The 25848-nt window shown below is 37.7% G+C and carries 16 protein-coding genes; 2 read left to right on the top strand and 14 right to left on the bottom strand.

Annotated elements, in window-relative coordinates; genetic code table 11:
- Positions 1 to 685: 685 nt before the first annotated feature.
- The 7 genes from ACWPV5_RS02295 to ACWPV5_RS02265 all read right to left on the bottom strand — a co-directional run bounded on the left by ACWPV5_RS02295 (position 686) and on the right by ACWPV5_RS02265 (position 11382).
- A complete protein-coding gene (locus tag ACWPV5_RS02295; RefSeq protein ID WP_454382102.1) occupies positions 686 to 7006 on the bottom strand; it encodes a G5 domain-containing protein in 6321 nt (2106 codons plus the stop codon).
- Positions 7007 to 7508: 502 nt separating this feature from the next.
- A complete protein-coding gene (locus ACWPV5_RS02290; RefSeq protein ID WP_454382101.1) occupies positions 7509 to 7904 on the bottom strand; it encodes a YtxH domain-containing protein in 396 nt (131 codons plus the stop codon).
- A gap of 15 nt (positions 7905 to 7919) precedes the next feature.
- The gene (locus ACWPV5_RS02285; RefSeq protein WP_000895040.1) at positions 7920 to 8303 is read right to left on the bottom strand and encodes a DUF948 domain-containing protein; all 384 of its coding nucleotides are present in this window, start codon (positions 8301 to 8303) and stop codon (positions 7920 to 7922) included.
- Entirely contained in the window at positions 8304 to 9092 is a 789-nt protein-coding gene (lgt, locus tag ACWPV5_RS02280; protein WP_454382100.1) for a prolipoprotein diacylglyceryl transferase, read from the bottom strand.
- Positions 9085 to 10020 carry an HPr(Ser) kinase/phosphatase gene (gene hprK, locus ACWPV5_RS02275; protein ID WP_057487632.1) on the bottom strand — a complete coding sequence of 312 codons (936 nt, stop codon included), beginning with the start codon at positions 10018 to 10020 and terminating at the stop codon, positions 9085 to 9087. The genes lgt and hprK overlap by 8 nt, the downstream gene beginning before the upstream one ends.
- Positions 10021 to 10346: 326 nt before the next feature.
- The gene (gene rpsU / locus ACWPV5_RS02270) at positions 10347 to 10523 is read right to left on the bottom strand and encodes a 30S ribosomal protein S21 (protein WP_000048054.1); all 177 of its coding nucleotides are present in this window, start codon (positions 10521 to 10523) and stop codon (positions 10347 to 10349) included.
- A gap of 151 nt (positions 10524 to 10674) precedes the next feature.
- Positions 10675 to 11382 (bottom strand): glucosamine-6-phosphate deaminase, encoded by a 708-nt coding sequence (locus tag ACWPV5_RS02265; protein WP_454382099.1) that lies wholly within the window; start codon positions 11380 to 11382, stop codon positions 10675 to 10677.
- A gap of 150 nt (positions 11383 to 11532) precedes the next feature.
- On the opposite strand from ACWPV5_RS02265, the gene queA reads away from it, so the two are divergent.
- Complete coding sequence (gene queA, locus ACWPV5_RS02260) at positions 11533 to 12561, top strand: tRNA preQ1(34) S-adenosylmethionine ribosyltransferase-isomerase QueA (protein ID WP_261014042.1); 1029 nt, start codon at positions 11533 to 11535, stop codon at positions 12559 to 12561.
- A gap of 79 nt (positions 12562 to 12640) precedes the next feature.
- On the opposite strand, the gene ACWPV5_RS02255 is transcribed toward queA, so the two are convergent.
- The 5 genes from ACWPV5_RS02255 to ACWPV5_RS02235 are packed head-to-tail and all read right to left on the bottom strand — an operon-like array spanning position 12641 to position 17339.
- On the bottom strand, positions 12641 to 13501 hold the full coding sequence (locus tag ACWPV5_RS02255; RefSeq protein ID WP_454382098.1) for a YihY/virulence factor BrkB family protein: 861 nt from the start codon (positions 13499 to 13501) through the stop codon (positions 12641 to 12643).
- Positions 13502 to 13528: 27 nt separating this feature from the next.
- On the bottom strand, positions 13529 to 15583 hold the full coding sequence (locus ACWPV5_RS02250; RefSeq protein ID WP_454382097.1) for a cation:proton antiporter: 2055 nt from the start codon (positions 15581 to 15583) through the stop codon (positions 13529 to 13531).
- 11 nt (positions 15584 to 15594) lie between these two features.
- Complete coding sequence (locus ACWPV5_RS02245; RefSeq protein ID WP_000361085.1) at positions 15595 to 15849, bottom strand: hypothetical protein; 255 nt, start codon at positions 15847 to 15849, stop codon at positions 15595 to 15597.
- A complete protein-coding gene (locus ACWPV5_RS02240) occupies positions 15842 to 16399 on the bottom strand; it encodes a class I SAM-dependent methyltransferase (protein ID WP_454382096.1) in 558 nt (185 codons plus the stop codon). The genes ACWPV5_RS02245 and ACWPV5_RS02240 overlap by 8 nt, the downstream gene beginning before the upstream one ends.
- A complete protein-coding gene (locus ACWPV5_RS02235) occupies positions 16383 to 17339 on the bottom strand; it encodes a TIGR01212 family radical SAM protein (protein ID WP_173229545.1) in 957 nt (318 codons plus the stop codon). The genes ACWPV5_RS02240 and ACWPV5_RS02235 overlap by 17 nt, the downstream gene beginning before the upstream one ends.
- Before the next feature lie 91 nt (positions 17340 to 17430).
- Between ACWPV5_RS02235 and ACWPV5_RS02230 the strand changes: the two genes are divergently transcribed.
- The gene (locus ACWPV5_RS02230) at positions 17431 to 17790 is read left to right on the top strand and encodes a DUF3397 family protein (RefSeq protein WP_004242853.1); all 360 of its coding nucleotides are present in this window, start codon (positions 17431 to 17433) and stop codon (positions 17788 to 17790) included.
- Between the two features lie 77 nt (positions 17791 to 17867).
- Here the strand turns inward: ACWPV5_RS02230 and ACWPV5_RS02225 are convergent, their stop codons facing one another.
- Positions 17868 to 18176: a hypothetical protein gene (locus ACWPV5_RS02225; RefSeq protein ID WP_084928671.1), complete on the bottom strand. Its 309-nt coding sequence runs from the start codon at positions 18174 to 18176 to the stop codon at positions 17868 to 17870.
- A 483-nt stretch (positions 18177 to 18659) separates the two neighbouring features.
- A complete protein-coding gene (locus ACWPV5_RS02220) occupies positions 18660 to 25226 on the bottom strand; it encodes a S8 family peptidase (RefSeq protein WP_454382095.1) in 6567 nt (2188 codons plus the stop codon).
- Positions 25227 to 25848: the final 622 nt, after the last annotated feature.

Here is a 25848-nt window from a genome sequence, read left to right as displayed (position 1 = left end):
CAGCTATTACAGCTATTACAGCTATTACAGCTATTACAGCTATTACAGCTATTACAGCTATTACAGCTATTACAGCTAGATTATAACACTTTTAACATATTCAATCAAACAAAATAGTGTAAATATGGCTAATTTCACGAATTTTCAGTAATTTTCAAGAAAGCGCAATCAAGTTGTTTATAATAATTAAAAATAAATATCCATAACAATAGATATCCGACCCTTAATTTTAAGATATTCTTCAAATAACTACCATGAATATAAATTTATATTATTTTAAATCAAATTTATAAACTTACGTCTTAGAAACAAATAGATGATAGTTTTAATTAAAAATCCAATCATTGATTCCCTATGCTTATCATTTCAAAGTATATCCTTATACAACGATATTTCTTGAATAGACTATCACCAAATAGGGGACTTTGATTTCAAATGAGTATAGCGGATTGAAGTTGGAATAATCCAACACGACTCCTAATTCATTTTTAGAAATTGACCAATCGATTTGCGTACATTTTATTTCAATCCACTATCTCTTAGTACGATTATTGATACCTACTTTTTCGAGAATACAAGAACAGCCTTGCACCTCTTGAAATGAGGAACAAGGCCGTTTTTTAATCTTTTGCCATTCATTGTCCACTTAACAATGAACAGTTCATATTTTGACTACATTTTTACTCTAGTCTTCTTTTTTCTTTCCAAATACAAACCCTATACCACTTAACATGCCAAGAAGTCCTAGAGATGCAAGAGTCTCATTTGATTCAGTTCCTGTATTTGGTAATACATTTTGAGAATCTTTTAATTTAACTCCATTATCAATAGTATCTGTAGTATCTTCATGATTTGAATTCGGAGTAACTGAATCTGGAATTGAAGTTGTTAGTGCAGCTGTATCTTGACCAGAATTTCCATTAGCATCAGGCATTACTGGCACAACTGGAATTGGAGTTGGAGTTGTTAGCTCAGGTGTATCGTGACCAGAATTTCCATTAGTATCAGGTGTTACTGGAATTGTATTTGTAGTTCCACTTACTTTTCTGAAAATATGGATAATTACTGGTTCAGTTTCAGCTATCACAGTTCGTACAAATTCATATCCGGGAATTGACCCATGTTCAGCATCCTTTTCATTGCCTGTCTTAACGGATGGTTTCAATACATTTCCATCTTCATCAATCCATCTAACCTCAATCATTAGCTCTGGCAATTCAATTGAATCCGGTAATACACCGTTTTCAAAAATTGTTACCTTAGGTGGAGTTGCTGGATTTGAATTTGTCCTTCCACTTACTTTTCTGAAAATGTGGGTAATAACTGGTTCATTTTCAGCTATCACAGTTCGTACAAATTCATATCCTGGAATTGATCTATATTCAGCATCCTTTTCCTTGCCTGTCTTAACGGATGATTTTAATACATTTCCATCTTCATCAATCCAGCGAACCTCAATCATTAGCTCTGGCAATTCAATTGAAGCCGGTAATACACCATTTTCAAAAATTGTTACCTTAGCTGGATTTTCTACTGGAACTTCCACAGCTGGTTTACCTGGTTCAGTAATCTTACCTGTACCTGGAACTTTACCTTCTGGTAATTCACTGTTTGGTACTTTACCTTTACCGTCTTCACCGATTGTGACTTTGATTGGCTTGTCACCTTTACCTGGGATTTCTACCGTAGTTCCTGGTGGGTATGTTGAGCCATCTGGTTTCTTCGGTGTTACTGTAACGTCACCTATCTTAGGATCTTGTTCTAACTCTACTTTTGGTTCTTTCCTTGTTCCATAAGTTCGAACTGTTGTTGGAGTTACCTTACCTGTTTTTGGATCAACTTCATAGGTAGTGGTATCAATTACATCGAGACCTTCAGAATCTTTAGATTGTTCAACCTTAGTTTTCGCACCAACTTTAACGATTGTCTTACCAGCCGGGGTAACTACTGGATTGCCAACGTGTTCTGTGATATGACCGTCCTTTGGATCTACATCGTAAGTGGTTGTAGTAACTGTTTTACCTTTTTCACCCTCAGTACGCTGAACTGGTGTACCGAAGTCTTTTTCAACATCTTTAACGTATTCCACTTCTGGTTCAATCGGGGTTTCTACTACTTTATCCTTCGCTGCGACTTTGACAATAGTTTCTGTTGGATTTACTACTACTGGTTCTCCTACTCTTTCTGTAATAGCACCTGTAGTAGAATCAACACTATATGTTGTTGTGGTAGTGCTTGAACCTGCTTGTCCTGCTTCTTCCACATTCGGTTGGTCTTTGTCGCGTGTATCATCTTTCACATATTTCTTAGGTGATGGGATTGCTGTTGTTTCTACTTTATCCTTCGCTGCAACTTTAACAATAGTATTCGTTGGTTCTTTCGTACGAACTGGTTGACCTTCACTTGCTGTAATCTTTCCAGTATTAGGATCCACAGTGTAAGTTGTTGTGATAGTGTCTTCACCATCTTCACCTTTAACAGTAGTTGGGGCTGTACCTTTTTCTTTCGTATCATCTTTTTCATAGACAACAGGGGATGGTACTACTCTCTTCTCAACTGTTGGTTCTTTCGTTTTCCCATAAGTTCGAACAGTTGTTGGAGTTACCTTACCTGTTTTTGGATCAACTTCATAGGTAGTGGTATCAATTACATCGAGACCTTCAGAATCTTTAGATTGTTCAACCTTAGTTTTCGCACCAACTTTAACGATTGTCTTACCTGCTGGGCTGACTACTGGGTTGCCAACGTGTTCTGTGATATGACCGTCCTTTGGATCTACATCGTAAGTGGTTGTAGTAACTGTTTTACCTTTAGCTCCTTCAACGCGTTCATTAGGTGTGTCAACTTCTCGTTCACCATCTCTGACGTACTCAACTTCTGGTTCAATCGGGATTTCTACTACTTTGTCCTTCGCTGCAACTTTGACAATAGTTGCTGTTGGATTTACTACTACTGGTTTTCCTACTCTTTCTGTAATAGCGCCTGTAGTAGAATCAACACTATATGTTGTTGTGGTAGTGCTTGAACCTGCTTGTCCTGCTTCTTCCACATTCGGTTGATCTTTGTCGCGTGTATCATCTTTCACATACTTCTTAGGTGATGGAATTTCGGTTGTTTCTACTTTATCCTTCGCTGCGACTTTGACAACTGTTTCGGTTGGTTCTTTCGTACGAACTGGCTTACCTACTGTTGGAGTAATAGCTCCTGTATTAGGATCTACTGTGTACGTTGTGGTGATCGTTTCTTCTCCAGGAGTTCCTTCTTTTCGAACTGGTTCTGAATCTTTGTCACGACTATCATCTTTTTCATAGACAACAGGTGATGGTACTACTCTCTTCTCAACTGTTGGTTCTTTCGTTTTCCCATAAGTTCGAACAGTTGTTGGAGTTACCTTACCTGTTTTTGGATCAACTTCATAGGTAGTGGTATCAATCACATCACGACCTTCAGAATCTTTAGATTGTTCAACCTTAGTTTTCGCACCAACTTTAACAATTGTTTTGCCTGCTGGGGTGACGACTGGATTACCAACGTGTTCTGTGATATGACCGTCGTTTGGATCTACATCGTAAGTGGTTGTAGTAACTGTTTTACCTTTTTCACCCTCAGTATGCTGAGCTGGTGTACCGAAGTCTTTTTCAACATCTTTAACATACTCAACTTCTGGTTCAATCGGGGTTTCTACTACTTTGTCTTTGGCACCAACTTTAACGACTTTTGGTACCATTTCTGTTCTACTAACGATCGGTGTTCCATCCGTTACCGTACCATTATTTTCATTAACAAGTGTTGATGTTGTTGTTACTACCTTACCTTCAGATCCATTATTAGTAACCGTATTAGTTCCTACATCTTTGGTTTTATCTGCTTCATACCGTGTTGTTACCGGAATTATTTTGGTTACGACTTTGGATTTGACGCCATTTGGACTGGCAATGTCTCTCCTTACTGTTGGAGTAAGGGCACCGGTACTTGCATTGACCTCGTAGCTGGTAGTCTTCTTAACAACATCATCGCCTTCTTTAAGGTATTCAACCTCATCTTTAGCTGGGACTTTGACCACTGTCGGTTTTGATGGGACTACTACTGCCGGTTCTTCATGTGGAATGAGGTTACCATCTGTCGAATTCACAGTATAAGTGGTAGTTACTGTTCTAGTACCTGGAGTACCAGCTACTGTTATTTTTGCTTCACCTTTAGCTTTTGTCGCGTCTTTTTCATAACGAATACTTGGCTCTATTGGCGTAACAACAACCTTAGATTTAGCACCATCTTTCTTGAACACTTCATTTTTTTCTGTTGGAGTTAAGGCACCGGTACTTACATTGACCGCGTAAGTTGTTGTCTTCTTAACAACATCATCGCCTTCTTTGAGGTATTCAACCTCATCTTTAGCTGGCACTTTAACCACTGTAGGAGTTGAAGGTTTGATAACTGGCTTTTCTTCATGTGGAATGAGGTTACCATCTGTCGAATTAACTGTGTAGGTTGTGGTTACTGTTCTGGTACCTGGAGTACCAGCTACTGTGATTTTTGCTTCACCTTTAGCTTTTGTCGCGTCTTTTTCATAACGAACACTTGGATGTATTGGCGTAACCACAACCTTAGCCTTGGCTCCATTTCTATTGAAGATTTCTGTTGTCTCTGTTGGAGTTAAGGCACCGGTACTTGCATTGACCGCGTAAGTTGTAGTCTTCTTAACAACATCATCGCCTTCTTTGAGGTATTCAACCTCATCTTTAGCTGGCACTTTAACCACTGTAGGAGTTGAAGGTTTGATAAATGGTTTTCCTTCATGTGGAATGAGGCTGCCATCTGTAGGTTTAACTGTATAGGTTGTGGTTACTGTTCTAGTTCCTGGAGTACCAGCTACTGTGATTTTTGCTTCACCTTTAGCTTTTGTCGCGTCTTTTTCATAACGAACACTTGGCTCTATTGACGTAACCACAACCTTAGATTTAGCTCCATTTTGTTTGAAGATTTCCTTTTTCTCTGTTGGAGTAAGGGCACCGGTACTTGCATTGACCGCGTAAGTTGTAGTCTTCTTAACAACATCATCGCCTTCTTTGAGGTATTCAACCTCATCTTTAGCTGGCACTTTAACCACTGTAGGAATTGAAGGTTTGATAACTGGTTTTCCTTCATGTGGAATGAGGTTACCATCTGTCGGATTCACAGTATAAGTGGTAGTCACTGTTCTAGTGCCCGGAGTACCAGCTATTGTTATTTTTGCTTCACCTTTAGCTTTTGTCGCGTCTTTTTCATAACGAACACTTGGCTGTATTGGCGTAACCACAACCTTAGATTTAGCTCCATTTTTCTTGAACACTTCATCAAGTGTATTTTTAGTAATCTGTCCTGTATCAGGATTTTTCATACTAACAGTTGTTGACTTAATGATGTCGTCTCCGCGTTTACTGTATACAGCAGTTTCTCCAACTTTTTCTACAGATTTAACTGTTGTAATTTTTTTATCTTGATAACCTGTCCCATCTAAGGAAATTCGTTTCCCAGATATAAACTCTGATCGTCTATTAATCAGATCGGCTTCAAAATAAGAACGTGAACTATGACCTCCACTGGTTCGTCCAACATTTATAACAACATCACTATCATTACTGACGCCTTTTCTTATCGTCGAATCATTATCAACAATATAATGAGTCAATTTCCCCGACTTAGCTATTTTTTTGCTATCTAAACCTTTCTGCCAAAAGTCACGACCAGAAACCAAACTTGTCACTACTTTTGGGGCATTAAATGTTGTTCCTTTTTTTAATACATTATTATAAAAGTTTCTATAAGCCCGCTGTTCTTTAGGAGACATGACTCTACTGTCAGAATATGCCAACTGATAGGCTTCAACCATTGCCCGTTGTACTAAATATCCTCCTAAAGAATGGCCTGTCAAATAAAGATTGGTAATACTCTTATCTTTGGCCAGTTCACGCATGATATTTTCTGCATCGATCCCTTGTTGAGGATTGCTTCCTAATCCAAGTCTTATATCAGCTCCTATATCTTTCGCATCACTTGTTCCACGAAAGGCTAATACTTGTGCAGTTCCATTTGGTAAATATAAGAAATCACTCTTAGTTTCATACAAGACAGCATCTAGTCCACTGGATGTATGATAACTTTTCTTCCTTTCCCAATAAGGTCCCAACTCCTTATTCATCATCATATATTCATAACGTGGCTTACTGTCACCATTCTTTTTATATAACTCTGATTCTGTTAAAGGCTTCTTATGATCCAACACTCTATCGATATAATTATCATCACGGTAGGACAATTCCATGAACATAATCATATCGCGTTCACTTACATTCCATTTTAATTTTTCATCTGGCTTTTCTTTACTGTCAATAATACCATCACCATCAGTATCTTCTAATAAGGGATGACTATTATAGCCTACATACTTTTTCCCGTCTTTTTCATAAATATAAAGTTCTTCTTTATCCTTCAAGTAGTCATTATCTGTATAAGATTCTGGACTTAATTGAGGGCCGTTTAACAATAAACTATCAAGCTTATTACCTTCTGAACCGATTACTCCTGCTTTTATTTGCTTAGCATACTCATCAGTTAATTCATACTTTTTAACCTCGGAAGGATTTGATGCTGCTCTCACCGCTGGAGTAGTGCTTGATCTGTCTTCACCCGCCACGAAATCCCTTGTGGTCAAGCTATTATTTCCCTTATCCCCAGATGTGCCGGGTTCTGTAGTCCTTGTAGATCCTATTGGAGTATCTTTTGGAGCTGGACTGGAGATAGCACCTTGATTCTCTGGTGAATTTTGATTCTCTTCTTTTTTCTCCACAGTAGAAGTCGCATTCTCCTTTTCAGAATTAGCCCCTATCTCTGTTGCCAAATTATTTTCCGTAGAAGCAAGTACTCCCTGGGCTGGTGTAAACAAGGCAATTCCTATTAATACAGAAGCCACTCCAACAGAAAACTTTCTAATCGAAAAACGTTGACGTTTATTAAAAATGTCTTTCATTTTACTAACTTTCTTTCTAACTATTTTTTACAAAATAGAGGGTTCTAATATTTTCCCTTGACAGAATACTAGATCGTTTCTTGACTAAAATTTTAGAGCTTTTCCTCTACTTTGTCCTAAACTATCGCATTGATTTCTAATCATAGAAAATGGATTGCTTAATATTACTAAAATATCAGTAAAATATAAAAAAATGTAATACTCAATGAAAATCAAAGAGCAAACTAGGAAACTAGCCGCAGGCTGTACTTGAGTACGGCAAGGCGACGTTGACGCGGTTTGAAGAGATTTTCGAAGAGTATAAATATTTCACTTCCAACACTGCCATTATACCATAAAAATTCATAACACTCATGTATTAAAAAAAAGTTTATTAAAAAGCCTTTAAAATCAAAAAGCACATAGTATCAAGTATTGAAAAAACTTGATACTATGTGTTTTATTGTGAGAAGATTTACTTCATTTTTTCCTAGAATTGAGTTTTTACCCAGTCTCGTCAAATCTAGATTTTTTCTTCTTTGATATCAATCACAATCTCTTCTGATTCATCAAAAGTTTCGGCCTTTTCTTGCCATTGTTCTTTTAGATTATTGAATCGATCTTTTGATGCTTCTGTCGCTTGACGGGCACATGATTTGGCTTGAGCAAGTACACTGTCCACAGTAATTTCCCCAGATTCAATCTGCTCTTTTGTTTTAAGAACAAAATCTGTAGCCTGCTCCTTAACTTCTGTCAGTTTTTCACAGACCTGCTCCTTGGCATACTCTGGATCTTCTCTCAAATCATCCAGAAAATCTTGAGCCTGACTGCAAACCTGTTTGCCCTTGTCGCTTGTTAAAAACAAGGCAAGAGCTGCACCTGAAACGGTTCCTAAAAGGATTGAGGATAGTTTACCCATAAGGATTCTCCTTTTTTATTTTTTGAAAAATTTACTTGCAAGACGAAGAGCTGACAAACTTGCACCAGTCTTGAGTGTTTTTGAACCAGCTGAGGAAGCTTTCTTGCTCAAGACACGCGCATGATCATTGAGGTCTGAAACAGATAGAGATAAATCTGCAACAGCACTAAAGAGTGGATCAATCGTTGCTACCTTGACATTGATATCATCTGCCAAGACATTGACCTTAGCCAGCAATTCATTGGTATGATGCAAGGTCACATCCACATCTGAGGTCAAGGTTTTAATCGTCTTCTCTGTTTCATCGATAACACGTCCAAGCTTTTGTACAGTAATGATTAGATACACTAAAAATACAATCAAAGCTAGGGCGACAAGAATATATGCAACTTCTAACATTTAGTTTTCCTCCTCTGTAATATAGTAAGGGGCCTTCTTTCGATTTTGATATAGAATGATAAAAATACCGAGACCAATAAGGACAACTGATAGCCATTGAGACACTCGAAGTCCAAAGAACATGAGGCTATCTGTCCGCATACCTTCGATGACCATACGACCGAAACCATACCAAATCAAGTAGAAAGCAGTGATATGACCTCGTCTGAGACTCTTACATTTTCGTCTGAATATCAGAATCAAGGCAAATCCAAGTAGATTCCATAGGGACTCATAAAGAAAGGTCGGTTGACGGTAGCTCCCATCAATATACATCTGGTCACGAATAAAGCCAGGTAGATAATCCAGATTATCCACTGCTGCACCATAGGCTTCTTGGTTAAAGAAATTACCCCAACGCCCCAAACTTTGGGCAATCATGACGCTAGGTGCCGCGATATCTAGGAAATCCCAAGTGTTGATAAGTTTGCGATCAGCAAAGATATAGAGTACAAGGGCACCAGTTATCAAACCACCGTAGATGGCCAAACCACCATTCCAAATGGCAAAAATCTCTCCTACATTCTGACTATAGTAATCCAAACGGAAAATGACATAGTAGAGACGGGCCCCTAAAATAGCCAGAGGAAAGGCTACCAAGATAAAATCTAAAATATCATCTGGTATGATCTTCTTTCTAGGCGCTTCTTTCATGGTCAAATAAACCGCAAGGATCAAGCCTGTCACAATACACAAGGCATACCAACGAATGGCTAGGGGGCCTAGTTGAATAGCAATTGGATCAAGCATTTGGCACCTCATTTCGAGCGATGAGACTTGTCAGCCGTTCTTCGAACAAACGGGTCGCATCAAAGCCCATTTCCTTGGCACGATAATTCATGGCAGCTGCCTCAATCACGACAGAAATATTACGACCTGTTTTAACTGGAATGCGGATACGAGGAATGGCTACACCAGAAATTTCAAGTTCCTCTGGATTGTTGCCAAGACGATCAAAAGTTTTATGCGTATCGTAATTTTCCAAATAGACAGCAAGCTGAACCTGTGAAGAATCCTTGACCGCACTCGCACCGTAGAGACTCATAACATCGATAATCCCAACCCCACGAATTTCAATCAAGTGTTTCAAAATTTCAGCTGGTTCACCCCAGAGAGTAATCTCATCCTTGGCAAAGATATCAACACGGTCATCGGCTACCAAACGGTGACCACGTTTGACAAGTTCCAGACCTGTCTCACTCTTACCAATTCCACTATCTCCCTGAATCAAGACGCCCATTCCATAGATATCCATCAAGACTCCATGCACACTGGTCCGTTCTGCCAAACGAGAATCCAGATAGCTAGATAACTCTCCAGACAAACGACTAGTAGCCGTACGGCTGGTTAAAATGGCAATCTTACATTCTCTGGCTGCCTTTAACATCTCCTCTGGAACCACCAAACCACGGGCAACAATGACCGCAGGTGTCTCAGGTAGAAACATTTTTTTCAAAACTTCATAACGGCTGTTGGAAGGCATGCTGATCAGATAAGACCACTCCTTCATCCCCAAGAGCTGGATCCGCTCTGGCGTATAGTAGTCAAAGTAGCCTGTCATTTCAAGACCAGGTCGCGTAATGTCCGCTGTATTGATTTCCTTTTCAAGCAATTCTGGTTCGCCATAGACAATGTCTAGTCTAAGCTTTTCAATCACTTCTTTTACTAAAACCGACATCATTTCCTCCTTCAAATGAGTTCTTCTCTCTATTATATCAAATTGTAGGAGGATATTTCAGATTTTTGCAGGCTTTGGAGTATTTATTTATACTCAATGAAAATCAAAGAGCAAACTAGGAAACTAGCCGCAAGCTGCTCAAAGCACTGCTTTGAGGTTGTAGATAAGACTGACGAAGTCAGCTCGAAGCACTGCTTTGAGGTTGTAGATAAGACTGACGAAGTCAGTCACATATATAATCCAAGGCGACGTTGACGTGGTTTGAAGAGATTTTCGAAGAGTATTAAAAGAAAAAAGACTAGATTTCTCCAGCCTTTCATTTCTAATTAGAATTTTTTACGTTTACGAGCTGCTTCTGATTTACGTTTACGTTTTACAGAAGGTTTTTCATAGAATTCACGTTTGCGTGTTTCTTGAAGAGTACCAGCTTTAGTAACCGCACGTTTGAAACGACGAAGTGCGTCGTCAAGAGATTCATTCTTACGTACTACTGTTTTAGACATTTTTTTCACTCCCTTCAAGTTCAAGATCTATTCTATTTTACACGTAAAAGGAATAATTGTCAAGAAAAAATGCGGTTTAATTTTGATTTTTTCTGCCATTTATACAAGAGTTTAAAGCACTCAGGTAGAAGAAACTGCAGGGTTTCGTTTTTTATTTTTCAAGTAAGCTAAGCGCTTCAGCATCTGCAATAATAGTCACATCAGGGTGATTTTGCAGGCTACTTGCTGGTAAGTTCTCAGTCACTGGACCAGACACGGTTCCGGCAATGGCTTCTGCTTTCGACTCACCGTAAGCAAAGAGAATAATTGACTTGGCATCCAAGATGTTTTTAATCCCCATTGAAATGGCTTGGGTTGGAACGTCTTCAATCTTGTCAAAGAAACGTGCGTTTGCTTCGATAGTAGACTTGTCAAGTTCTACAAGGTGAGTTTGACTGTCAAATGGAGTACCAGGTTCATTAAATCCGATATGTCCATTGCGACCGATTCCCAAGATTTGGAGGTCAACTGGATGATCAGCCAAAATTTGGTTGTAGCGTTCAACTTCAGCTTCAGCATGATCCTTAACCCCACGAGGCAAGAAACTTTCTTTAAATGGTTTTTGGTTGAACAAGTTTTCTTGCATGAAGTGACGATAAGACTGAGGATTGTCGCCATTAAGGCCTACATACTCATCAAGGTTGACACTAGTTAGATTTGAAAAATCAAGGTCACTTTCAACGATTTCTTTGTAAAATTCAAGCGGGCTGCTTCCTGTCGCAAGTCCCAATGTTTGAGCACCATTAGCCAATTTTTCCTTCAAAATCTCAAAAGCAACTTTTCCACCTTCAACTTGGTTTTCAACTTTAATAACTTTCATCTTTTCATCCTCCATTTCTATCTATATTTATTATATGGTATAGACCAATTTTTGTCAAGTGAAAACGATTTAATTTCTAAAAAAAGAGCGTCCACACTTGAAACATGTTATAATGGATAAGATTAGAACTTAGAAAGAATGAACAGATATATGAATACAGCTGATTTTGATTTCCACTTACCTGAGGAATTGATTGCCCAAACACCCCTTGAAAAACGAGATGCCTCTAAACTCCTCATCGTCAACCGTGAGACGGGAGAAATGCAGGATAAACACTTCCACTCTATTATTGACATGCTGGAACCTGGTGATGCCCTTGTCATGAACGACACCCGCGTTCTCCCTGCTCGCCTCTATGGTCAAAAAGAGGAGACAGGAGGCCATGTGGAACTTCTCCTGCTAAAAAATACTGCTGGAGATGAGTGGGAAGTTCTGGCTAAACCTGCTAAACGCCTCAAGGTTGGCACTCGTGTTAACTTTGGTGATGGTCGTCTCAGCGCTGTCGTGACGGAAGAATTGACCCACGGGGGCCGTATTGTTCGCTTTGAATACCAAGGAATTTTCCTAGAAGTCTTGGAAAGCCTGGGTGAAATGCCTCTGCCACCTTATATCCACGAAAAACTGGATGACCGTGAACGTTATCAAACCGTCTACGCCAAGGAAAGTGGCTCTGCTGCAGCACCGACTGCTGGACTGCACTTCACCAAAGAACTGCTGGCAGAAATCCAAGCTAAGGGTGTTCATCTAGTCTATCTGACTCTCCATGTCGGACTCGGTACCTTTAGACCCGTTTCAGTTGACAATCTGGACGAACATGAAATGCACTCAGAATTCTACCAGCTTTCTGAGGAAGCTGCTGCCACCCTTCGCTCTGTCAAGGAAAATGGAGGCCGTGTCATCGCTGTCGGAACCACTTCTATCCGCACCTTGGAGACTATTGGTTCCAAGTTTGATGGGCAAATCCAAGCAGATTCTGGCTGGACCAATATCTTTATCAAACCCGGCTATGAATGGAAGGTTGTAGATGCCTTTTCAACCAACTTCCACCTGCCAAAATCAACTCTGGTCATGTTGGTTTCTGCCTTTGCAGGCCGTGAATTAGTCTTAGACGCTTACCACCATGCCATCCAAGAACACTACCGCTTCTTTAGTTTTGGCGATGCCATGTTTATCTACTAATTTTCACAATCAAAAAGCGCATATTATCAAGGTTTTATAAAGCCTGATAGTATGCGTTTTGTAATGGATAAAAAATGAGTTAATTTATTTTCAAGCTCTTATCTTTCAAACTCTGAACACTGGCATTGATAACCGCACCGACAATTAAAATCTTAGCGATGAGAATAAACCAGAACATCATGACCACCACGACGACGGAACTGAAAAAACGCACGTCCACTAGGTGATTGACATAATTGTTAATATAGACTGAAAAGATATTGAGCAGTAAGGCCAGAGTCAATAAGACAAAGGCACTACCTGGCAATACATGTCGAATTCGTCGTTCCTTAACATTAGGCAGGAAATAATAAAGCATGACCAAGATTGCAAAAATCAAAGCATAGACCAAGGGGCCTGTCAGGTCTTGCAGATAATCAAAGAGAGGACTATCCGATTTCCAGTAGCTCTTGATAAGGTTGAGAAGCATTCGCCCAAAGACACTGAGAAAAAGAGCTAAGGCAAAGAGAATCTGCAGACCAAAACTGACAAACAAACTCATGAGTTGATGAGAAATCATCCCACGATTTTTTGCTACTCCGTAAGCTTTATTAAAAGCTTTCTGTAGAAAATTCATAGATTTTGAAAAGGTCCAAAGGGCTGATAAAACCGCAAAACTCAATAAACCCGTTGACGGTTGGGTCAGTACTTCTGTAATAATCTTTGCAACCACATCATACATGGTATCGGGCAAGAATTCATTGACAACCTTCAAAAAATTAGAAACTGGAATTTGGAAATAAGGGAGGATATTGACCACCACCAAAAGCAGGGGAAAAATCGAAATCAACCAATAGTAGGCTACTGCGACACTGGTCAACTCACTATCTGATGCTTGATAATAATGTAAAAAAGCTTTTAATAAAGGCTTGTCTGTCAGCTCATTCCACCACTTCTTCATGTCACACTCCTTCACTTATAATCTTGATTAATTTCTTCTTACCAATTCCATCATATCATAAGGTAAGGTATTGGCAGCTTCCTTCAAGGAATAGTTCTCTAAGTTATTGACATTTTGTCGTAACTTCTTGGCATACTTGGTCGTAATCAATCGTTTTTCTTCATATTCGAATATCAACTTGCGCTCCAGATAATAGCCTCTCAGCATTTCATCAATATTGTTGGGTTTGACACGATTGATAACCCGTTCGACAAAGGCACCACTAGTGATGATAGCTGTTTCTCGGAGACGAGAATCCTGCATGAAGCTGATCAAAGAACTCTTATAAACCCCTTTTAGGTTCTCCAAACTTTCGATAATCATCTCTGTATTTTCTAGATAGAGCTCTGCAATTTGATCATAGTCAAGGGCTCTGAGTTTCTGTGATTCTTCATTTTTCCAACTGCGGAAGGTCTTGCCAAAGGTAAAGACTTCGTGAAGGAGAAAACGTAGAATCCGCAAGGAAACAAGGAAGTAATAGGTCAATCGTGAAGCAAACTTGCGATTGATACTTTGTTCCATGTTTTTCAAATAACGTTGGTAAACTCGATAGGCACGCTCACTCATCTTGTCCTCTTCGTAAGCCTGTTCTAAACCATCACTTTCAATACTGAGGATGAGAAGTTTTAAGGCCTCCCAGTCTTCTTGAGCCCCCTTATTTTCTTGACTCAAGATAAGATTCTCTATTCGTCCATGGTAATTGTCAATGGCTGCATAGAGAGGGAGCTTATTTCTGGTGCCTTCCAACTCTTTTTCCAACTCTAGCGTTACTTCATTCAAAATGCCGATATGCATGAGATAATCCTTGCTTTCTTCCTCTTCATCAGAAAGATGAGGCAAGACCACGAGGCCTGTTAAAAAGCTTACAAGCGTCACACCTGCGACAAGGAAAAGTAAGAGAGGATACTCCTGTTCTAGATTACTTGGTATCAGAAGGATCGTAGCAATCGACACCGTTCCCTTGACACCTGAGAAGGTCAAAAGAAGCATGTCCTTCATATACTTATTTAGCTTTTTCTTGAGACGTCTGGTTCTATAGGCATAGTAGCCATAGATCATGACAAAACGAATAGCAAAGAGGACAAAGGTAAGGGCTATAAGAGATCCCAATAAAAGTAAGGGATTATAGATTGGATTGGTCAAGATAGGCTCTGCTATCATTTCCAACTCCATCCCTAAAATCACAAAGACAGAACCGTTCAGCATAAAGTTCACTGTATGCCAGACCGTCTCGGTCACCGTATCCACTTGGGCTTCGAGGAGCGTAATTTTCTTAAAACGGCTTGCCTTTAAAATCCCAGCAACTACAACAGCAATAATCCCTGAAACGTGTACTTCTTCTGCTAGAAAGAAGGTCACCAGAGGCAAACTCAATTCTAATAAAAGCTCACTAGCAATATCCGTTGCTCTCACACTTAGCAAGAAGCTATGGAGGAACCGGTTGGTCATGGCTGTTAAAAATCCAATTAGAAAACCGCCTAGGATTGAAAAGATGAGCGAACTACTCGCTTGCCCAAGGGAAAAGGCTCCAGTTGTCCAAGCTGTCAAAGCTACCTGAAAGGCAACCAAGCCAGAAGCATCATTCAAGAGTCCTTCACCCTTAAGGATATTAGACACGCGCTTAGGAAAGCTAAACCGCTCCGAAAGAGAGGCAAAGGCCACCAAATCCGTAGGCCCAAGAGCTGCCCCAACAGCCAAGCAAGCTGCCAAGGGAAGACCCAGCCAAAGAAGATGGGCCAAGCCACCCAAACTCAGGGTTGAGATAAAGATCACTGGAAATATGAGATAAACAATGATTCGCCAGTGTTTTAAAATAGCCGTAATATCCGCTTCTTCCGACTCTCGAAAAAGCAAGGGCCCAATAACCAGTGCCAAAAACAACTCTGTATTGAGGTGAAAGTCGGTATTGGGTAAAAAGAGACCAATCACAATTCCCAAAAGAATTTGCACCAAAGGGAGAGGTAAAAAGGGCAGGAGCTTATTGGTTGTACTCGAGACAATCAAGACTAGTAAAAATAGGATGAGGTAAATCAGTAATTCCACGCACGTCCTCCTTAATCTTTTTTACAACAGGATTCAAATATCTCCTTCTGCTCTTTGATTTTTTGGTCAATCTTGGAACAATCTTTATGCTCAATTTTTCTCTGACACCGTTCCATTTCAAGAGCAACTAATTTTTTCTTGATTTTAAGCATTTTTTTGCTCATATGCGCTTGGTCAAGCACACCCACTGCTCGTTCGTGGTGGGTTGATTCAACAAAATTCTGGCGCATGGCATCCAGCTTTTCACGTAGGTATTGTTTATCCATGTCTATATCTCTCTAATTTTTCAATCATTACTAAAAATGGTGGGTTGTTGACTTGGTTTAAAGTTCGGTAAATGGCAGCTGTGTACTCTTGTTGGTTCAACTGGCTAACAAAATCCAAGACAGCATCCCTCTCGAGATCTCCTCCATTATGACCGTAGTAGATCATGATAGCAATCCGTCCCCCTTTGACAAGCAAATGACACAGCTTTTCTAATGCTTCAATCGTTGTCTGAGGTCGAGTGATGACAGACTTATCAGCAGACGGCAAATAGCCCAGATTAAAAATTCCTGCCTTGGCTTCTGTCACAAACTGGTCCAGTGTCTCATGACCTTGCAAGATTAACTGGGCATTTGTCAGGCTAGCCTGGTCCAAACGCTCTTGCGTCTTTTCCAAAGCTTGTTCCTGAATATCAAAGGCATAGACTTTCCTGGCTAATTTGGCTAGAAAAAGGGTGTCATGGCCATTTCCCATAGTCGCATCCACTACGATATCGTCCTGAGTTACAACCTCAGCCAAAAAATCATGTGCCATTTCAAGTGGTCTTTTCATTTTCAAACTCCTGTTTTACAGCCTTGCATCCTTGAACACTTCCACGACGTCGCATCTCCATCTCAATGCTGTTGAGGACTTCCCATTTATTGAGGCTCCACATAGGCCCAATCAGCATATCTCTAGGTGCATCTCCCGTAATTCGATGGATGACGATATGTTTGGGAATGATTTCCAGTTGGTCACAGATGACCTTGACATACTCGTCCTGACTCATCAACTGCAAACGTCCCTCGTGGTAATCTCGTTGCATACGCGTATTGGTCATCAGGTGAAGCAAGTGCAGTTTAATTCCTTGAATATCGTTATCCGTGACACAGCGGCGAACATTTTCAACCATCATCTCATGGGTTTCACCAGGCAAGCCATTGATCAAATGAGAAACAATCTCAATCTTGGGATACTTTCTCAAACGCTTGACCGTTTCCACGTACAATTCATAGGAGTGGGCACGGTTAATCAGGTCAGAGGTTGTTTCATAAGTGGTCTGCAAGCCCAATTCAACCGTCACATGCATGCGCTCCGACAACTCGGCCAAATACTCGATAGTTTCGTCTGGTAAACAGTCTGGCCGCGTTCCGATATTGATTCCTACTACACCTGGCTCATTGATAGCCTGCTCATAGCGCTCTCGGATGACTTCCACCTTTTCATGGGTGTTGGTAAAATTTTGAAAATAAACCAGATACTTCTGAACATCTGGCCACTTGCGGTGCATAAAGTCAATTTCCTTATAAAATTGCTCTCGGATAGGCGCATCTGGTGCTACAATAGCATCTCCAGAACCTGAAACCGTACAAAAAGTACAGCCCCCATGAGCCACAGTTCCATCGCGATTGGGACAGTCAAATCCCGCATCAATAGGGACTTTAAAAGTCTTTTCTCCAAAGAGTTTTCGATAATAATCATTCAAGGTATTATAAGATTTCATAACTTTCATTATAACAAAAAACATCCACAATCTCAAAAGCCTGACTTTCCTATAAATTCCTCTGTTTCTCGTTTCCATTAGCCTTTTTTTATGATACAATATGGGTATGATTTTAATGAAATTAGCATCTATTTTATTATTGATACTGACCTTAGTCGTCTGCATCATCATAACCAAACTTTTTAGATTAAAAAAACTAGGACGAAATTTTGCGGATTTGGCTTTTCCAGTCTTGGTATTTGAGTACTACCTAATCACAGCTAAAACCTTTACCCATAATTTTCTCCCTAGACTAGGACTAGCCCTCTCACTCCTAGCCATTATTCTCGTGTTTTTCTTCCTTTTGAAAAAACGCAGCTTTTACTATCCTAAATTCATCAAATTCTTCTGGCGTGCAGGATTTTTATTAACCCTTGTCATGTATATCGAGATGATTGTTGAATTGATGGCTCAGAAATAAAAAACTAAATCGAAAACACCTCAATCAAACTGAAATACAGTGATTGAAGTGTTTTTTCTTTATATCTTTTTTCAATCTTATTTTCCTTCTTTATCAGGAAAGAGATAACCAATACCTACACAAGCTAGCACACCTGCTCCAATCACCAAGCCACTTGAAATTGGCAACAGGTCCAAAATTGCATTTGCGATGATAAAGGCAATAATGAAACACATCAGACTAGCCTTGTAATCCTTTTTCAAAAGATTCTCTAGAGTGAAAAATAGGAACAAGCCTACCGGAATCAATGACCAAAGGTTAATGTCCAAACTTGGCCAGCCAACAGAACCAAAATACACTACTGTCGCTGCTGCTACTAAAAATACAATCCCCAATAATTTTTTCATTTCTTTATCTCCAATTTCGTTTTTAGGAACTTGAGTTGTCTAATACTGCCCCCCTCACGTCCTTTATACAAATCATTATAGCAGAGGTCAGTTTCAAGAACAAGTTCTTTTGCCTATCTGGTCTCTATATCGGTCTAAGTGGTTGAATAATAGCGATAAAATAAGGAATCAGGTAAAACAAATAAAAAGGAATTAAGCAACCAAACGCTACTTAATTCCTTGAAATTGTCTCATCACCTCTATTAGCCTTTAAATTTTGATAGACTCTATTTTCTAATCAATGTGACCAATATTGTCAATACTAACCCTTTCAATCAATTCATTAGTTGTCAAAACTAAGTCCATTAATAAATCCAAAAAGAGTATCAATAGTAAAGTAAACTAAATAATTGAGTTATAAATAGCTATTTTCACAAAACGGTTTCATCATCATGCTATCTCAGTACATAAACCATTTTTTCATCTATAGCTTTTGTCTTCATCTTAATCTTTTTTCTTCAATCCAAGAAATGCACCTACAGTAAACATTATTCCGGCAACCAATGACGTAAAGCCTTCGTTAACTGTTCCGGTTTTTGGTAACCTATCATTGTTAGTAGTTGATTTACTATCAATATTGGTATGTTTATTATCTATGTTCTCTGGTTCATTAAGATAAACTTCCTTCTTATTTTCAAAGTTTTTATCATTTTTATCAGGAACTGTAGCTGTAACATCCTTAGTTGAATCAGATCTTTGACTTTCATCTAATTGACTATAATTTACTTGTACAGGAACTGTAGTTTTAACATCTTTAGTTGAATCAGATTTGTGTGAATGATTTTCTCTTTGTAAATCCTCTTTTCTATTACTTTGATTTAATTGACTAGGATTTGTCTGTGGGTTATCTTTCTTTTTGGATACATCAAAAGTAGGTTTATTTTCCTCTTCCTTTTTCTCCTCTATTTTCTTGAATACAGGTTTTATAAGGGTATCTTTTGATAGATTAATAACATAACCAGCATCTTTTTTCCCTTCGACACCAGAAATTTCCCAGCCATCAAATTGATATCCTTTTTCTAATTCACCCTCATAGACAGGTAAAATGAAATCTTCTTCCGACACTATCGTTGAACTCATTTCTTTTCCATTTTGAATGGTCACAGTCACCGTATGAGGTTTTAATTCGCTCACCTCTCCCGTATCTTTGTTTAAAATGAATTCTTTTACGGTTGTATTTCTTGCAAAATCTTTTACAACAATCTTAATGTTTAGTGTCTTATCTGTTAGTTGTTTAATATCATCAAATGATTTGTATTCTTTTCCATTTACATAAATATGTTTGTCTTGAATCTCACCATCGAATCCATTATTTCTTTTATCATTGATATTAAAGACTATAGATTTTCCGTCAGCATATTCAATACTAGTATTTCCCTTAGGATCAATGTTTACTTCTGGTTTAACATCATCATATAAAAATTGATAGTGTACTCCAACCGCTTTCGCATTCAAATCGCTATAGCCAGTTTTAAGATAAACATTTCCATCCATATCTGTTACCTTATCTGGGAATCCGTTTGCTTTATAGTCTTTCATTCCCCAGTCCATGATGTCACCGTCTTTAACATTAAGCTTAATGTTAAAATCTCTAGTGTTATCAATATGTAAATCTCCGTAGATTAAATAATTATCTACAACCGATTCATTAACTCTCAACTCCCAGTTAAAACCACCCTTATCAGAAATCTTACCTCTTAAATAGAATTCTGGATTTCGTACATAAATTTTATTATATTTAGATGGATTAAAGTAGTTCTTGTCCATTGAAAGGTTTACTGGTTTTGCATCAATAAATAACGTAGAGCCATCTTCTTTTATAGCCTCTACATTGGACTTATCCTCTCCAGTGTACTCTTTACCATCCTTACCAAATAATACCAGTTTAGAAGGATCTGTTACAAGATTTCCATCTTTATCGATTGCCTCCCCTTTATCGTTCATTTTAAAGGTAAACACTTGATATCTTACAATGTTAAAGCCGTCCAAAGCCGACATTAATACAGCTTGAGTACTTCTTCCATCTTCAACATTTCTACTATCAGTATAAATTATTTTTTCTGAAAGGACTCTTAGATTAGGATTGGTCTTTTGTATTTTTGCTATATCTTCCTTGCTATAGACTCCATTTCCTTCTAACATATCCGTTTTTCCAGGATTATAGGTAGTCACTTTTAGTGCATAGCCTTTTCTTAGAATGATGTTGTCTTTTAACAGATATTGTTGTTTTTCTGAATCAGAATAGATTTTACCAGATTCCATGTCCGTTAAATTGTTTGGTTTGTTTTTTGAAAGATCTCCTTCTCCTAATTCTATTACATTCCCATAACTTGATGCATACGGATATTCTGTCTTAGTTTCCTTATTTTTTTCAGGCATTCTAATTTTAGTTTTAGCTTTTGTTTCACCCTTATCTTTTACAAGGATATTCATATCTCCTGAAAAAGCTAATCCATCCACAATATCATTAATATTAGCGTATAAATCAAATGTCATCGTTTTTGAATGTGAATCATACTTAGTCGTTTTGATTTCTATCGATTTATAGTTATTTCCATAATATACCTTGGCATTTTTAGAAACATTACTTATCTTTCCAAGAATTTCAAAGTGTCCATCTTTAGACGGGCTTAGAACACCATAAATTTTTGATTTGATTTCGTCAAGTTTTTCAGTTTCATATTGTAAGGCACTACCATCGTCATAAGCAATGATATTTCCCTTATCATCGTATTTATAATCGTATTCCTCTGTTCTCTTACCAGTTTCACTTGTAAAGTCATCAACTTCTCTAAATTTCTTTTTAATGAGTTTCTTCAAGTCTTTACTTTCAAACTCTCTAATTGTTGAAATAGTTTTATGAATAGTCAAGCTAGATTTTTCTTCAATAGACTCTTCATTGTCTTGATGATTTTCTTCCTCAGTTGTATCTTTTTTAAGACTATCCTCTTTTCTATTTTCTAAATTTTTAAATTTAGATTCGGAAATCTCTCCAAGTTTTTGGTATTTAGATGAATCTTGATCAGGATCTACTAGATAATAGGAAATCATTCCCTTTTCATCAGCATGATCAGCAAATTTAATTCTATGAATCTTTGTGAAATTGCTAGAACCATCTAATGCAATGACTTCAATGATTTTTCCTCTTAAATCTCCTGCACCATTAATTTCATAAATGGTATTTCCGTCTTTGTCAAGTTTTCTATTTCTTCCTTGACCCTCACCTGCGTAAGTTACTTCAAGATTTTTCTCAACCTCTCCATCTTCATTAACCAGAGCGGCGCCAGCGTACCAAACTTCGTTGGCAATCTCGTCAAATTTTTCAGGATGTTCTTTCTGATCTCTCGCAAATAAAGTTTCATTCTTGTATTGCTCTTTTACCTTGTGATAAGTATCCTTTGTGATCAACTTAATTTTTTCAGGATTTGAAAAATCAATCGAAACAATCTTAGGGGCTGTGTTATCAATTTTTACAGGAATATAGGAAACCTGCCATGGGTAATCTTTAGTTAATCTATATTTAAATTTATAGAAATATTGACCTTCTGCAATTGGTTCAAATTGACCTCTTATCTTAGTAGCTGGATCTTGGTTATCATTACTTTCTGGTGCATTTTCTTCTCTACCTCTAGGGTTATAGATGAGTCCATCCCATTTCAAGTCACCCCAAACTTTTAGCTTAGAAGATTTGATTCCCTTTGCATCATTTCTCTTAGAGTTTAAAATTCCTTTAATAAAGTGTTCTCTCGAAATGACTTTTAAGTCGATTTGATTTTCTCCCTCTTTATTTGTATTTACTATTGAAATCAATCCTTCTTCTGCACTTCTTAATACAAGTGGAGAAGGTGTTAATCCTCTCTCAAGTTGAGCATCTTGAGGATTTCCATTTGAATCTAAAGGATAAATTTTAGCAATATTAGAACCACTTGATGATGGTGCGTTGATCCCTTCGTTATTGAAAGCAAATAATTCTGGATTTTGATCTAGAGATGTTGTATTTTTATCTTTTCTATTTTGTATAACTCCTGCTGGATTAAATTTATCTATACCATGTTCTCCACCAATTCCCTTATTTAAGGTTCCTGGAATTTTTGGTTTACCATCATCATCATAACCTTCCATTGTTTTTGATTTTGAACCTTCTTCCCAGGCCCATTTATCAAGGATTGGTTCCTTATTCCAATCCCCAGCAAATCCCATTAGAGGCATCGATAAAGAAGGTTGGAAGTTTGTTTTCTTCCCGTTAGAGTTTAGAGCTTCCATTTCTTCCACTGACTCAAAATGAATAAATGATTCTACAAATTTATTTTTATTTTTAGCATCTCCAACGTTTATAACCGCATTTAAATCAAAGCTAGAATTTGGGCCTATAGTGAAAGTGTCATGCTCAAATGTGATATTTGCTCCTTTGATTTTTTCTGGATGGATTTCTGGAACAATTTGCTTACCATCTGGAGATTTTTCATCTTTATATGTTTCATCCAGTTTTAGTCTGTCAATTAGAGAATCTGTAGTTATCGCTGATGCTGAAACTTTAAAGGTTAAAGGCCTGTTTGATGTATTGTGAAGCTTAATTGTAAAGTATTTTTTATCTCCTTTTATTTCTTTAAGAGAAATAGAACCATAAGAGTTTACCAAACCTTTAGAATCCTTGTTCTTGAAAGTCGCTACAACTTCATTTCTCAAAGCATTGGCAACATTAATTAGCCCTGCTCCCTGTTGTCTAGGTGATGCAAAGTATTGACTTTTTTCTTTCCAAGAAGTCGCATCCATCATAGGGCGTGCAGTATTTTGTAGGGCTATTTTTGTAAGACTTGTAAGATCTATTTTGTCATCTCCCTCAAGATTTTTCAAGACAGGTCTTTCAAGCATTTCCTTTAACTTTGGCCTAATCAAAACAGTAGAAGCTGCCACGATTGGAGTTGCCATACTAGTCCCTGACATATAACCATAAGTTGATTTCCCATTAATGACATTGAGAGTGGATTTAATATTTTTACCTGGTGCTGAGACATCAGGCTTTAAAAGTAAATCTGTTCTCGGTCCCCAAGATGTGGATCCTGCTGGAACTATGACATCTTCTTTATACAATTCTTTGTCTGTGTCAGGTGCAAACTTAAAGTCAATCTCTTTTTCGTCACCTACATTCGGTTTATTAGAATTATAGCTTGCCATATCAATTGGATAGTATTGTTCTAATTTATCTTTAAAATCTTCTTTACTATTTCTTTTAACCTCAGTTTTTTTATCAGGATTAATCATGTTCCATAACTTTACACCATCATCTCCTGAAATTGAAAATACTTGACTAGTAGTTCCTTCATCCTCCTCATATCCCATAGCTGGAAGCTCTGTCCAATTATCTCTATTGTAATAATTTACAGTATTTACAACCATAATGGCGCGTGCGCCCTTATCCGTAGCTCTTTTAAAAGAATTTTTTAAATCCTTTGTATAAATTCTATCCATTACTGCAATTTTGCCCTTAAGATTCAATCCTATCAAATCTTGGTCTTGACCCTTACCTATATATACAAATTTCAATTTACTAGGAGCTTTTGAACCATCTTCGTTTGTTGTGATTTTATTCTTATCGAAAAAGGCACCTATATTTCTGTATTTAAAACTTTCTCCACCTATGTTAACTTTATCAAACTCAACTGTTTGATTTTTAGCAGAAGCGACCGCTATCGCATCTTCATGTGCTGCAGTTCGCGTTACATTTCCAGTATCTGTCATCTTCAGATTATTATTTGCCACTAAATCCCATGAAGAACTTGAAGCAGAAGTCGCATAGTTACCCGTAGCTACAACCATTGGAATGCCTGCTTTTCTTAACGCTCTAATAGCTTCCCAATATTTCTCACCTACAAGACCTGTTCCTGTAAAGCCAGATGATACCGAAACAACATCGACATTGTGTTTGATCGAATCTTCAATAGCATGAAACATTGTTTCATCTCCTGCGAAGCCAGATCCTGCGTCAGAGTACATTTTATAAGAGAAGATCTGTGCATTAGGAGCAATTCCATCTATTCCGTTAAAGTTTTTAATATCTTTTTCAGTATCATTTCCCGCAAGAATCCCTGCAATATGCATCCCATGTGGATCAAAATAATCGCTCCCATCATCAGCTTTTTCTACAGTAATTTTACCACCATTATAATAATTGAAAGCATGAGGAATTTTATCACTCAACCAGAAATTTTTATCAGTACCTTTTAAGTCTTCTTTTTTGAATCTCATTGAGCCTTTAGCATCATCATCAATCCTCATGGCCTTATGCCTATAATCTGTCCCGGTATCGATATTTGAAATGACCATACCTCTACCATCAAAATTTTTACCAAATGGAGCATTGATAGATTTTAGGTAATCAATTGCCTCTTCAACTCCAATTTCCTTTCTAGCATGATTCATCATTGGCTGGACTTTTTGTGATCGTTCAACCGATGAGATACCTTCTATTAGTTTAATTTTGTCCAGATTATCTGGAGTTGTTTCTATTGCAACACCATTAAAAACCGTATCATAAGTATATAAAACTTTTGTATCCTTAAGATTGGATAATTCCTTGATTGCTTTTTCTCCAGATTCTTTATCTTTAAATTCAGCAATATAGACAAGTTTGTCCTCTTTTTTAGGACTTTCTGGGTCTTTACTTGCAGACGAGTCCGCTTTATCTTCTTGGGATTGATTGGAATCTTCTTTGATTTTTTCTTCTTCATTGCTAGTTTTGTTATCTATCACAGATTCTTTACTAACAACTTCTTTTTCCTCAATAATTGTTGTTTTCTTCTCTTCAGTATCCTTTGAAGTTTCTATAGCATTATGAATATCTTCAAGTTTTTCTTTGTTTTCGTTTTGTTTACCTACTACTACTGTTTCTTTATCAGGTATTTTTAAAGAATCTTCAGAACTAGGTGTATCTGCTAGGATTACCTCATTAGGGACATATGCTGCTAAAATAACTGCAGCTGTGGTTAATGACAATACTGTACTTTTTTTCATTTTAATTCCTTACATATTTATTTAACTTCCAATAGATAGTAAACTTTAACTTTGCTAGCCTTTGTTATAAAAAGTTTTACTAAGTATTATCTAGGAAATAGAGTAGTACATTTATATATAATTGTTAGCTCTCTGAAAATAGTATATCAATTAAAAATTTTTAAGTCAAGAAAAATTAACACGCGTTAATTTATTTTTTAATGTATGTTAAAATTATAGAGTCCAAAACTTTCGTACTTAGCTTAGGTACATTATTTATAAACACATTCACACCATCAAAAATAGTAGGAATCAAGTTGAACCACTACCAAAATCACAAAGTCAAACATCATTGATGAAATATCAGCGCTATTAAATAATATAAAAAACCGCTAAGAACTTGGCTTAACGGTTATTTTTCTACATATCTAATTTTTCAAATCTTCAGTCGTTTATCTACCTATAACCTAGGCTTTATGAGTGTCTTGCTCTAGCAACTAATACTCAATGAAAATCAAAAAACAAACTAGGAAGCTAGCCGCAGGTTGCTAAAAGCACTGCTTTTAGGTTGTAGATAGAACTGACGAAGTCAGTCACATATATACGGCAAGGCGACGTTGACGTGGTTTGAAGAGATTTTCGA

It is taken from the genome of Streptococcus sp. Marseille-Q7156 (genome assembly GCF_965119495.1).
This window is presented reverse-complemented; position numbering and strand designations above follow the sequence as displayed.